8 protein-coding genes are annotated in these 12,350 nt (G+C 61.4%); 3 read left to right on the top strand and 5 right to left on the bottom strand.

Going from position 1 to position 12,350, the window contains the following annotated elements; all coding sequences use genetic code 11:
- Window positions 1-32: 32 nt before the first annotated feature.
- Both oadA and PSH96_RS29105 read right to left on the bottom strand, forming a co-directional pair.
- Window positions 33-1,856 (bottom strand): sodium-extruding oxaloacetate decarboxylase subunit alpha, encoded by a 1,824-nt coding sequence (oadA, locus tag PSH96_RS29100; RefSeq protein WP_056860900.1) that lies wholly within the window; start codon window positions 1,854-1,856, stop codon window positions 33-35.
- 11 nt (window positions 1,857-1,867) lie between these two features.
- A complete protein-coding gene (locus PSH96_RS29105; protein ID WP_003213442.1) occupies window positions 1,868-3,283 on the bottom strand; it encodes an acetyl-CoA carboxylase biotin carboxylase subunit in 1,416 nt (471 codons plus the stop codon).
- A gap of 196 nt (window positions 3,284-3,479) precedes the next feature.
- On the opposite strand from PSH96_RS29105, the gene PSH96_RS29110 reads away from it, so the two are divergent.
- Complete coding sequence (locus PSH96_RS29110) at window positions 3,480-4,454, top strand: LysR family transcriptional regulator (protein ID WP_305456686.1); 975 nt, start codon at window positions 3,480-3,482, stop codon at window positions 4,452-4,454.
- Here the strand turns inward: PSH96_RS29110 and PSH96_RS29115 are convergent.
- The 3 genes from PSH96_RS29115 to PSH96_RS29125 form a co-directional block, all read right to left on the bottom strand.
- Window positions 4,384-4,578: a PA3496 family putative envelope integrity protein gene (locus PSH96_RS29115; RefSeq protein ID WP_074854535.1), complete on the bottom strand. Its 195-nt coding sequence runs from the start codon at window positions 4,576-4,578 to the stop codon at window positions 4,384-4,386. The two genes, PSH96_RS29110 and PSH96_RS29115, sit on opposite strands and share 71 nt — an antisense overlap.
- 210 nt (window positions 4,579-4,788) lie before the next feature.
- Entirely contained in the window at window positions 4,789-5,655 is an 867-nt protein-coding gene (gene hexR / locus PSH96_RS29120; RefSeq protein ID WP_003177007.1) for a transcriptional regulator HexR, read from the bottom strand.
- A 162-nt stretch (window positions 5,656-5,817) separates the two neighbouring features.
- Entirely contained in the window at window positions 5,818-8,691 is a 2,874-nt protein-coding gene (locus PSH96_RS29125) for a bifunctional diguanylate cyclase/phosphodiesterase (RefSeq protein ID WP_305456689.1), read from the bottom strand.
- 279 nt (window positions 8,692-8,970) lie between these two features.
- Here PSH96_RS29125 and uvrD point away from each other — a divergent pair, with 279 nt between their 5' ends.
- The gene (gene uvrD / locus PSH96_RS29130) at window positions 8,971-11,154 is read left to right on the top strand and encodes a DNA helicase II (protein WP_176992479.1); all 2,184 of its coding nucleotides are present in this window, start codon (window positions 8,971-8,973) and stop codon (window positions 11,152-11,154) included.
- Window positions 11,155-11,455: 301 nt separating this feature from the next.
- Window positions 11,456-12,328 (top strand): Tim44 domain-containing protein, encoded by an 873-nt coding sequence (locus PSH96_RS29135; protein ID WP_305456693.1) that lies wholly within the window; start codon window positions 11,456-11,458, stop codon window positions 12,326-12,328.
- Window positions 12,329-12,350 lie beyond the last annotated feature (22 nt).

A 12,350-nucleotide genomic window follows, 5' to 3' on the forward strand; every position in this document is an offset into this window, starting at 1 on the left:
CCGAGGATTAAGCGGTAGTGTCGAAGGCGGGATCAGCCTTCGATTTCAATCAGGATTTCGCCAGGGTTGACCCGGTCGCCCTTGGCCACATGAACGGCGGTTACCTTGCCGGCAATCGCTGCCTGCACTTCGGTTTCCATCTTCATGGCTTCGGTAATCAGCACCGCCTGGCCGGCTTTGACCACGTCGCCTTCCTTGACCAACACGTCGACGATGTTGCCCGGCATCGCCGTGCTGACATGGCCCGGCTCGGTTGCATGCTTGCGCTTGCTGCCGCCGCTGCTGACAAACTCGTTGAGCGGTTCGAACACCACTTCTTCGGGCATGCCGTCGATGGACAGGTAGAAGTGGCGCTTGCCTTCGGCTTTCACGCCGACACCGGTGATGTCCACACGGTAGCTTTCGCCGTGCACGTCGATGACGAACTCGGTCGGCACGCCTTCGCCACCGGCACGGGCTACACCGCCGGCTTCGGGGATCGGCAACAGCACTTCAGGTGTGAGGGTGCCGGCGTCACGTTCTTCGAGGAACTTGCGCCCGATGTCCGGGAACATGGCATAGGTCAGCACGTCTTCTTCGGACTTGGCCAATGCGCCGATTTCGCCGCGCAGCTTGGTCATCTCCGGCTTGAGCAGGTCGGCCGGGCGATGGTCGATCACCTCTTCGCTACCAATAGCCTGGCGACGCAGCTTCTCGTTCACGGTGCCCGGCGCCTTGCCGTAGCCGCCTTGCAGGTAGAGCTTCACTTCGTTGGTGATGGTCTTGTAGCGCTCGCCGGCCAGCACGTTGAAGAACGCCTGGGTGCCGACGATCTGCGAGGTCGGCGTGACCAGCGGCGGGAAGCCAAGGTCTTCACGCACACGCGGGATTTCGGCCAGCACTTCGCTCATGCGGTTGAGTGCGCCCTGCTCTTTCAACTGGTTGGCCAGGTTGGAAATCATCCCGCCCGGCACCTGGTTGACTTGCACGCGGGTGTCGACGGCGGTGAATTCGCTTTCGAACTGGTGGTACTTCTTGCGCACGGCGTAGAAGTACAGGCCAATTTCCTGCAGCAGTTCCAGGCTCAGGCCAGTGTCGAATTCGCTGCCTTTAAGGGCTGCGACCATCGACTCGGTGCCCGGGTGGCTGGTGCCCCAAGCGAAGCTGGAAATGGCGGTGTCGATATGGTCGGCACCGTTTTCGATCGCCTTGAGTTGGCACATCGCAGCCAGGCCAGCGGTGTCATGCGAATGGATGAAGATCGGCAGGCTTTGCTCGGCCTTCAACGCCTTGACCAGTTCGCCGGTGGCGTATGGGGTCAGCAAGCCGGCCATGTCCTTGATCGCCACCGAGTCACAACCCATGGCTTCCATTTGCTTGGCCTGGGCCACGAATGCCTCAATGGTGTGCACCGGGCTGGTGGTGTAGGCGATGGTGCCTTGGGCATGTTTGCCGGCAGCTTTGACCGCTTCGATAGCCACACGCAAGTTACGCACGTCATTCATGGCGTCGAAGATGCGGAACACGTCGATGCCATTCACAGCAGCCTTGGCGACGAAGGCTTTGACCACGTCGTCGCTATAGTGGCGGTAGCCCAGCAGGTTCTGGCCACGCAGCAGCATTTGCAGGCGTGTGTTAGGCAACGCGGCGCGCAGTTTGCGCAGGCGCTCCCACGGGTCTTCCTTGAGGAAACGCACGCAGGCGTCGAAGGTCGCGCCGCCCCAGACTTCCAGGGACCAGTAGCCGACTTTGTCGAGCTTGTCGCAGATCGGCAGCATGTCATCGGTGCGCATGCGGGTCGCCAGCAGCGATTGGTGAGCGTCGCGCAGGATGGTATCGGTTACGAATATTTTTTTGGAAACAGGAGTCTTGGACATTGTTGTATTCCTCACAGGCCTGCGTGGGCGGCGATGGCGGCGGCGATGGCCAGGGCCAGCTCTTCGGGTTTGCGCTTGATCGAGTAGTTGGTCAGCTCAGGGTGGCTTTCCACGAAACTGGTGTTGAACTGGCCGCTGCGGAATTCCGGATTGCGCAGGATTTCCTGGTAGTAGGCGGCGGTGGTCTTCACGCCTTGCAGGCGCATGTCGTCCAGGGCACGCAGGCCGCGGTCCATGGCTTCTTCCCAGGTCAACGCCCACACCACCAGTTTCAGGCACATGGAATCGTAGAACGGCGGGATGGTGTAGCCGGTGTAGATCGCCGTGTCGGTGCGCACGCCGGGACCGCCGGGCGCGTAGTAACGGGTGATCTTGCCGAAACTTGGCAGGAAGTTGTTCTTCGGGTCTTCGGCGTTGATGCGGAACTGCAACGCGAAACCACGGTGCTGAATGTCTTCCTGTTTCACCGACAGCGGCAGACCCGACGCGATGCGGATCTGCTCACGCACGATGTCGATGCCGGTGATTTCTTCGGTGATGGTGTGCTCTACCTGCACGCGGGTGTTCATCTCCATGAAGTACACCTCGCCCTCGGCGAGCAGGAACTCCACGGTGCCGGCGTTCTCGTAACCCACCGCCTTGGCGGCGCGCACCGACAGGTCACCGATGTAGGCGCGCTGTTCCGGGGTCAGTTGCGGGCTGGGGGCAATTTCGATCAGCTTCTGGTTACGCCGTTGGATCGAGCAATCGCGCTCGAACAGATGCACCACGTTGCCAAAGCTGTCACCGAGGATCTGCGCCTCGATGTGCTTGGGATTGACGATGCATTTTTCCAGGAACACTTCCGCCGAACCGAAGGCTTTGGTGGCCTCGGAAATAACACGGGGGAAGGCTTGTTCAAGTTCTTCGCGACTGTTGCAGCGACGGATGCCGCGACCGCCACCACCGGAGGTGGCCTTGAGCATCACCGGGTAACCAATGCGGTCGCCTTCGGTGAGGGCTTCGGCGATATCGGCGACGTTGCCTTCGGTGCCCGGCGTGACCGGCACACCGGCCTTGATCATGCTGCGGCGCGCTTCGGTCTTGTCGCCCATGCGGCGGATCACTTCGGCCGACGGGCCGATGAACTTGATCCCGCGCTCGGCGCAGATGTCTGCCAATTCGGCGTTTTCCGACAGGAAACCATAGCCTGGGTGCAAGGCGTCACAACCGGTTTCCACGGCCAGGTTCACCAGTTTGCGCGGGTTCAGGTAACCGGCCAGCGGCTCGGCACCAATGCTGTGGGCTTCGTCGGCACGTTTAACGTGCAACGCGTGGCGGTCGGCGTCCGAGTAAACCGCGACCGAGCGAATGCCCATCTCGGCGCAGGCACGCACGATTCGTACGGCAATTTCACCACGGTTGGCGATCAGGATCTTTTTTATCACTTGGAAATTCCCTTGAGCCGATTGCTGCGTTCTACGACCCGTTGGATCCGGGTCGGCGCGTGACCAAATGTTTCATGACAGTCGCGAGACACACACTATGCGCACCGGAGGATTAACAAAAATCAATAATTATTGGGTTGTGTATAAGTAAAGACTTATAGTTGGCCGGACGGCCCAGGGCGAGAGGATTTAAATAATGCGTAAGTCATTGATGCGTATGACATTGCGTCAATTGCAGATTTTCAATGAAGTGTGTGATTTACGCTCCTACAGCCGCGCAGCCGAGGAAATGTCTCTCACCCAACCCGCCGTGAGCTTGCAAATTCGCCAGCTTGAAGAGCTGATCGGCCAGCCGCTGTTCGATTACGTCGGCAAAAAGCTCTACATGACTGAAGCCGCCGAGGCCTTGCAGCGCGCCAGCCGGGATATTTTCGGGCGCCTGGAGAACCTCGATATGCAGCTGTCGGACATGCAGGGCTCACTGCAAGGCCAACTGAAACTGGCGGTGGAATCCAGCGCCAAGTACTTCGTGCCGCACCTGTTCGCAGCCTTTAAACGCCAGCACCCGGAGGTGCAGTTGCACCTCACGGTGGTTAACCGCACCCAGGTGATTCGCAGGCTTTCGGACAACCGTGATGACTTGGTGATCATGTCCATGGTGCCTCAGGACATGGGCCTGGAATTTCTGCCGTTCCTGAACAACCCGATTGTCGCCGTGGCGCCGCTCGATCACCCGCTGAGCCTGCAAGGGCCGCTGCGCCTTCAAGACCTGGAACCCTACACGCTGCTCATCCGCGAACCAGGTTCCGGCACGCGGCTGGCCTGCGAGGAGTACTTCAAGGAAAAACGCGTGCACTTCACCCAGACGGTGGAAGTGGCCTCGGCCGAGGCGCAGCGTGAGTGCGTCAGCGCAGGGTTGGGCGTGGCGTTGCTGACGCGCCACGCAGTCAACCTGGAACTGGCCACCGGCGGGCTCAAGGAGCTGCCGGTGGAAGAGCTGCCGCTGTACCGCAGTTGGTGCCTGGTGCAAGCCAAAGCCAAGCGCCTGTCACCGGTGGCCCATGCGTTCCTGGGCTTTATCCGCAGCGAACGGGTGCAGATCAGCGCGCTGGCTGAGCGCTTCGCTGGGCAGCCGCGGGTGCCTGCCAGTGGAGTTCCGGGTAGTCACTGATGCTCTGGAGCAGTTGGCGCTCCTCGCAACGGTCTTCGATTGCGCGACGGAACGCCATGCGGCGCTGGTCTTCTTGCTGACGACGGGTTTTGACGGTGCTGCTGTCTTCGTAGTGCCGGGCCATTTCGAGTCTCCCAATGCGAGTACGGGGAGTACAGAATGGGCGCAAGGGATGACGGTTTGGCGGCGCGAGGGTTACAGGACGATGAATCTTCCAGCATCAGCGCAATACCACTGTGGGAGCTGGCTGGTGGGTCAGCTGACATATCCGGCGACTGATACACAGCCATCGCAGGCAAGCCAGCTCCCACATTTGACCGAGGACGACCTCGAATCAGTCGTCGAGGGCTTTGACGGACTTGGGCGACAACCGCAGGCTGCGCAAGCTGCGCTTCACACTCTTGAGGTGGTTGACCAGGCTCGGCCCGCGCGCCATGGCCACGCCCATCGCCAGCACGTCGATCACCACCAGGTGGGCGATACGCGAGGTCAGCGGCGTATAGATCTCGGTGTCTTCGTGCACGTCGATCGCCAGGTTGACCGTCGACAGCTCCGCCAACGGCGTCTGGCTCGGACACAGGGTGATCAACGAAGCGCCGCTTTCACGCACCAGGTTGGCGGTGATCAGCAGGTCTTTGGAGCGCCCGGACTGGGAAATGCAGATGGCCACGTCGGTCGGCTTCAAGGTCACCGCCGACATCGCCTGCATGTGCGGGTCGCTGTAGGCCGCGGCGGTGAGCAGCAGGCGGAAGAATTTGTGCTGGGCATCAGCGGCGACGGCACCCGAAGCACCAAAACCATAAAACTCTACACGCTGGGCCTGGGACATGGCGGTCACGGCCTTTTGCAGCTCAACCGGATCGAGCTTCTCGCGCACTTCCATCAGCGTGTGCAAGGTGGTGTCGAAGATTTTCAGGCTGTAGTCGGCGACAGAATCGTCTTCATGGATCGCAAACTGCCCGAAGCTCGCGCCGGCCGCCAGGCTTTGCGCCAGCTTGAGTTTCAAGTCCTGGAACCCGGAACAACCGATGGCACGGCAAAAGCGCACGATGGTCGGCTCACTGATGCCCACGCTGTGGGCCAGGTCGGCCATGGAACTGTGCATCACGGCCGCAGGGTCAAGCAGCACGTGATCGGCAACCTTGAGTTCCGATTTGCGTAACAGGTGGCGCGACTGGGCGATATGTTGCAACAGGTTCAAAGGGCAGGACTCTTGTTATTGGCAGACGCCAGGGATGTAGCAAGCTTGTAGTTATACTACAAGAATTACCGTTTTGCCCGCCCGATGCATCACTAAATCGCCCTGATGCCCTTTGAATCAGCGGGCAGCCGCCTTGTAGCCACAGGGGCGGCGTGGCGGTCTTTAAGGAAAGTCTGCATTTTTTCGTAATAAATCTGCCAACCCTTCAGCGGCCATCGGCCGACTGATCAAGTAACCCTGTACTTCATCGCAGCGTTCGCCGCGCAGGAAATCCAGCTGCTGCTGGTCTTCCACACCTTCGGCCACCACCTTGAGCGCCAGCCCGTGGGCCATGGCGATGATTGCGCGAGTGATGGCCGCATCTTCCCGGCCCTGGCCAAGCCCCCGGATAAACGTCTGGTCGATCTTCACGTAATCCACGGGGATGCGCTTGAGGTAGCTGAGGGACGAATACCCGGTGCCGAAGTCATCGATGGCCAACTTCACGCCCAAGTCGCGCAATTGCTGGAAGGTGGCAATGATGTGCTCAACGCTGTCGAGCAGTTGGCTTTCGGTCAGCTCCAGCTCCAGGTACTGCGGATCCAGGCCGGTTTCTTCCAGCACCTGGCGCACCAGGCTGACCAACTTGCCCTGGCGCAACTGATGCACGGAAAGGTTTACCGACACGCGGATCGGCGCCAGCCCCTGGCGCTGCCACTCGCACGCCTGCCAGCAAGCCTGGCGCAGCACGAATTCGCCCAGTGGCACGATCAGACCGGTTTCCTCGGCCAAGCCGATAAAGTCCCCCGGCGGCACCATGCCCCACTGCGGATGCTCCCAGCGCACCAGCGCCTCGGCGGCGTTCAACTTGCCCGTGGCCAGGCACAGTTTCGGTTGGTAGAACACCGTGAGCTGGCGCTCGTCGATAGCCTTGCGCAGGTGGTTTTCCAGCTGCAAACGCTCCAGCGTGCTGGCTTGCAGGCTGTCGGTGTAGAACTGGAAATTGTTACCGCCCAAATGCTTGGCGTGCTGCATGGCCATGTTGGATTGGCTGACCAGCGCAGAAATTTCCCGCGCATTGTCCGGCAGCAAGCTGACGCCCATTGAGGCGCTGACCACCAGCTCATGCCCCTCCACCGTCACCGGCACCCGCAACTTGGCGAGCAGCCGCGTGGCCACCCGTGCCAGGCTCGACAGGCTGCCGTAGGCATCGAACAGCACGGCAAACTCATCACCGGACAGGCGTGCGATGGTGTCGGCTTCGGGCAAGGCATTGATCAGACGACGGGCCATTTTCTGCAACAGTTGGTCGGCGACTTCATGGCCGAGGCTGTCGTTGAGCAGCTTGAAGCGGTCCAGGTTGATGTGCAGCAGCGCCAGGCTGCGCCCGCCCTGCCGCACCCGCGCATGCGCCTCACGCAGGCGTTCGCGAAACAGCGAACGGTTGGCCAGGCCCGTCAGCTCGTCATAGTGAGTGAGGTAGCGCATGCGCTCCTCGGATTCACGCCGCGCCGACAAATCGGCGAAGAAGCCCACAATATGGCTGACTTTTCCCCGAGCATCGCGCACTACATTCAATTGCAGCCACTGCGGGTACAGCTCGCCGTTCTTGCGCGTTTCCACCAACTCGCCCTGCCAGGTGCCATGGCTGAGCAGGGCCTGGCGAATCACCGGGAAGTGGCGGCGGGCGTCACGGCTGCTGGGTAGTTCGACGACATTGCGGCCGATCATGTCGTCGATTTCAAAGCCGGTGACGCGACTGAAGGCCTGGTTAACGGCGATCAGCACGTACTCGGGGTTCAGAATCACGATGCCTTCGCTGGCTGCTTCGAACACCGTCGAGGCCAGGCGTTGCTGTTCCTCCAGAGCCTTGTCGGCGCTGATGTCGCGGCGCGTGCCGAGCATGCGCGTGACGCGGCCGCCGGGCGTGCGCTCCACGGCGCGGCCACGGTCTTCGATCCACACCCAGTGGCCGTCGCCATGGCGCACGCGGTATTCCACCTGGTAATCCTCGCTGCGCCCCTTGAGGTGCTCCACCAGCGCGCGCTTGAGCAGCGGCAGGTCTTCGGGGTGCAGGCGCGGCTTGAGGTGGCTGAGCATCGCCGTGACGTATTCCGGCTCCAGGCCAAACAACTCTTTGAGCTGGGTGTGATGCACCTCGTCGGTTTGCAGGTTCCAGTCCCACAGGCCCAACTCACTGGCTTGCAGGGCCATGGCCAGGCGCGCTTCACTTTTATTCAGGGCCAGGCTGGCGGCGTCCAGCTCCTGGCTGCGTTGCGTCACGCGGTCTTGCAGGCCGATTTGGGCGTCGCGTAATTCCTGTTCGGCCTGGCGACGTTGGCCGACTTCGCGCACCAGTTCCTGATTCAACTGTTCACTGCGTTGCTGCGCCTGTTGAAGATGCTCGATCAGCGCCTGGTTCTGAAAGCGTCGCAACAAGCCGCGCTGGATCAGGCGGTTAACCTGCCAGGCCACGAGGCTCAAAGACGCGAGCAGGATCAGGCCAAGCACGCCCCAACCTTGTTGCTGCGCAGTGCCGTTCCAGAACAGATAGACAACGGCCGGCACCAGACACGGCACGGCAAAGGACAGGAACGCCGGCAAACTCACGGCATAGGCCACGCTGGCCGACAGCGTCGCGGCGCCGATCAGGCCGAACACCCAGGCCTGTTGCATAAAACTGTCCGCCGGCACCAGAGCGATGGCGGCGGTGGCCAGGGTCAAGCCACTGACCGCCGAGCCGAGCATGAACATGCGCCGCCAGATCGGTAGGGCCTGGCGGCTGGGCATCGCCGAATCGAACGCCGCCACCTGGATCACACGCAGGGCCACCAGGGCGAGCAGCCAGACCAGCCAGATGCTGTCCAACAGGTATTGCTTGGGGTTCCACAGCAACCAGGCGCAGACCAGGCCGTTGACCAGCATCAATAACGTCGGCAGCAACGAGCCTTGATACAACAGGCGAGTGCGTTCGACCGCCATCTCGGTTGCGTAATGTTTACGGATGACCTGCGCGGGCGCCACCGAGGGGCCAAACAGGTCGGGACTGAGGGTCATAGGCAGTGTTCTTATAATGGTGAGCCCGAAACGTGGACGGAGCATACACAAGCAAACGCTTGGGCCAAACTGCTCCAAGTCATAAAAACCCCACGGTTTTTACCTGCAAACTTCGCGGCCAAAGCGCTTGAGCTAGACAGTGCGCGGGCTGTGGGCCATGACCAACCGGTCATCACCGCCAGCAGAATGTTTGCGCGGCCAGGATCGCCCGGAATGTTTTGTATCGACCACCCGGCATTGGGATTTGCCCGACTCCCCGCAGCACCCTAGAATGCGCCGATGCGCGATGATCTCTCCCTTTTGCTGAACTCCCTCAACGATGCCCAACGCCAGGCTGTCGCAGCCCCCGTTGGCCGTCAGTTGGTCCTGGCCGGTGCTGGCTCCGGTAAAACCCGAGTGCTGGTGCACCGTATCGCCTGGTTGATCCAGGTCGAAAACGCGTCCCCGCACTCCATCCTGTCGGTGACCTTCACCAACAAGGCCGCTGCCGAGATGCGCCACCGCATCGAGCAACTGATGGGCATCAGCCCGGCCGGCATGTGGGTGGGCACCTTCCACGGCCTGGCGCACCGCCTGTTGCGGGCGCACTGGCAGGAAGCAGGGTTGAGCCAGACCTTCCAGATTCTCGACAGCGATGACCAGCAACGCCTGGTCAAGCGGGTGATCCGCGAGCTGGGCCTGGACGAGCAACGCTGGCCGGCGCGTCAGGCGCAATGGTTTATCAACGGCCAAAAAGACGAAGGCCTGCGCCCGCAACATATCCAGGCCAGCGGCGATTTGTTCCTGGCCACCATGCGCAGCATTTATGAAGCCTACGAGGCCGCCTGCGTGCGCGCCGGGGTGATCGACTTCTCCGAGCTGCTGCTGCGCGCCCTCGACCTGTGGCGCGACAACCCAGGCTTGCTGGCCCATTACCAGAAACGCTTCCGGCACATTCTGGTGGACGAGTTCCAGGACACCAACGCCGTGCAGTACGCCTGGTTGCGCCTGCTGGCCAAGGGCGGCGACAGCTTGATGGTGGTGGGCGACGACGACCAGTCGATCTACGGCTGGCGCGGCGCGAAAATCGAGAACATCTACCAGTATTCCGACGATTTCCCGGACGCGATCACCATCCGCCTGGAACAGAACTACCGCTCCACCGCCGGCATCCTCAAGGCCGCCAACGCCTTGATCGCCAACAACACCGGGCGCATGGGCAAAGAACTGTGGACCGATGGCGGCGAAGGCGAAGCGATCAACCTGTACGCCGCGTTCAATGAACACGACGAAGCACGCTACGTGGTGGAAACCATCGAAAGCGCGTTGAAAACCGGCCTGGCGCGCAGCGATATCGCGATTCTGTACCGCTCCAACGCCCAGTCGCGGGTACTGGAAGAAGCCTTGCTGCGCGAGCGCATTCCGTACCGCATCTATGGCGGCCAGCGCTTCTTCGAACGTGCCGAAATCAAGAACGCCATGGCCTACCTGCGCTTGCTGGAAGGCCGTGGCAACGATGCGGCGCTGGAGCGGGTGATCAATATCCCGGCACGTGGCATCGGCGAGAAAACCGTTGAAGCGATTCGCGACCACGCCCGCCACGCCGATGTGTCGATGTGGGAATCCATGCGCTTGCTGATCGCCAACAAGGGCCTGACCGGGCGTGCTGCCGGGGCGTTGGGTGTGTTTGTCGAGTTGATCGAGAACCTGGCGGCCAAGTGCGCAGAAATGCCGCTGCACTTGATGACCCAGACCGTGATCGAGCAGTCCGGCCTGATCGCCTATCACGAAGCGGAAAAAGGCGAAAAAGGCCAGGCCCGGGTAGAAAACCTTGAGGAACTGGTCAGCGCGGCCCGCGCATTTGAAAACACCGAGGAAGATGAAGAGCTGACGCCGCTCGCCGCCTTCCTCGGCCATGCGTCGCTCGAAGCCGGTGATACCCAGGCCGATGAGCATGAAGACAGCATCCAGCTGATGACCTTGCACAGTGCCAAGGGCCTGGAATTTCCGTATGTGTTCCTGGTGGGCATGGAAGAAGGCCTGTTCCCGCACAAGATGAGCCTGGAAGAGCCCGGCCGCCTTGAGGAAGAACGCCGCCTGGCCTACGTGGGCATCACCCGCGCCATGCAGAACCTGGTGATGACCTACGCCGAGACCCGACGTCTGTACGGCAGCGAGACCTACAACAAGGTGTCGCGCTTCGTACGTGAAGTGCCGAAAGGTCTGATCCAGGAAGTGCGCTTGTCCAACAGCGTCAGCCGACCGTTCGGCGGCGGCCAGCAGCAGAACTCCAGCAGCATGTTCGCCGGTTCCGAGATTCCGGAAACGCCCTTCAGCCTTGGCCAGCAGGTCAAGCATGCGATCTTCGGTGAGGGTGTAATCCTTAACTTCGAAGGCGCTGGCGCCCAGGCACGGGTGCAGGTGAACTTCGCCGAAGGCAGCAAGTGGCTGATGATGGGTTACGCGAAGCTCGAAGCAATCTGACGATCGTCTGTGGCAAGGGAGCTTGCTCCCGCTGGAGCGCGTTTGCCTGATTGGGGCTGCTTCGCAGCCCAGCGGGAGCAAGCTCCCTCGCCACACATCGCCCTCCTGATGAAACTTCGCGTTACATGAAGGTTGATGGCCCGCCCTTGTTTTTACCAAGCGCGGGCCAATATCTGAGATAAGTCCTACGGGCCATTCTGAATCGGTCTTACGCAAAAGCCCGAAACATTATGTCGCTAGCCACTGTCACGACACCTGTGCAACATGGCGCGCGTGCAATCCACAAATGGGAATTCCCTTTATGAAACGTTTTCTTAGCATCGCCATGGCGTTGTGCATCGGCCTGACGATGAGTCTCGACGCCAACGCCAAGCGCTTCGGTGGCGGCAAAAGCATGGGCTCGGCTCCGACTCACCAGACCAGCCAAATGGCTCCATCCGCCGGTGGCGTGGGCGGCGCAGCTGCGACCGCTGGTGCAGCCGGTGCCGCTGGCGCTGCTGCCAAGGCCGGCGGTGCTTCGCGCTGGTTAGGCCCTCTGGCCGGTATCGCCGCCGGTGGCCTGCTCGCGTCCATGTTCATGGGCGGCGGCTTCCAGGGCATGCAGATCTTCGACATCCTGATCCTGGCGGTCATCGCCTTTGTGATCTTCCGCTTTATCGCCGCCCGTCGACGCAAGCAGCAGGAGCACCTGGCCCCCGCCGGCGCGCCGATGCAGCGTGAAGTGTTCGAGCAAAAACCAGCCATGGGCTCGATCTTCGGTGGTTCGGCAGCGCCTGCCGCCGCCCGTCCGGTAATCAATGCACCGGCCTGGTTCAACGAAGAGCGTTTCGTCGAAGCGGCCCGCAGCCACTTCCAGTCCCTGCAGCAGCACTGGGACGCCAACGAAATGGACAAGATCGCCGAGTTCGTAACCCCGCAACTGCTGGAGTTCCTCAAGCGCGAACGTGCCGAAATCGGCGATGCGTTCCAGTCGACTTACATCGACGACCTGCGCGTGCAGCTGGACGGTGTGGATGATCGCGCCGACAAGACCATCGCCACCCTGACCTTCAGCGGTGTGTCGAAGTCCTCGCGCTTCGACCAGGGCGAAGTGTTCAGCGAAAGCTGGAACATGGAACGCCCGCAAGGCGAGAACCAGCCTTGGCTGGTCGCCGGTATCCGCCAGAACGGCTGATAACCGCACGCTTGAGCACTTG

It is taken from the genome of Pseudomonas sp. FP2338 (assembly GCF_030687515.1).
Classification (GTDB): domain Bacteria; phylum Pseudomonadota; class Gammaproteobacteria; order Pseudomonadales; family Pseudomonadaceae; genus Aquipseudomonas; species Aquipseudomonas salomonii.

What these genes read in the sequence shown, in the direction of transcription:
- PSH96_RS29125 (WP_305456689.1), bottom strand. Translation starts at nt 8,691, where the DNA reads ATGACCCTCAGTCCCGACCTGTTTGGCCCCTCGGTGGCGCCCGCGCAG.
- PSH96_RS29115 (WP_074854535.1), bottom strand. Translation starts at nt 4,578, where the DNA reads ATGGCCCGGCACTACGAAGACAGCAGCACCGTCAAAACCCGTCGTCAG.
- uvrD (WP_176992479.1), top strand. Translation starts at nt 8,971, where the DNA reads ATGCGCGATGATCTCTCCCTTTTGCTGAACTCCCTCAACGATGCCCAA.
- oadA (WP_056860900.1), bottom strand. Translation starts at nt 1,856, where the DNA reads ATGTCCAAGACTCCTGTTTCCAAAAAAATATTCGTAACCGATACCATC.
- PSH96_RS29110 (WP_305456686.1), top strand. Translation starts at nt 3,480, where the DNA reads ATGCGTAAGTCATTGATGCGTATGACATTGCGTCAATTGCAGATTTTC.
- PSH96_RS29135 (WP_305456693.1), top strand. Translation starts at nt 11,456, where the DNA reads ATGAAACGTTTTCTTAGCATCGCCATGGCGTTGTGCATCGGCCTGACG.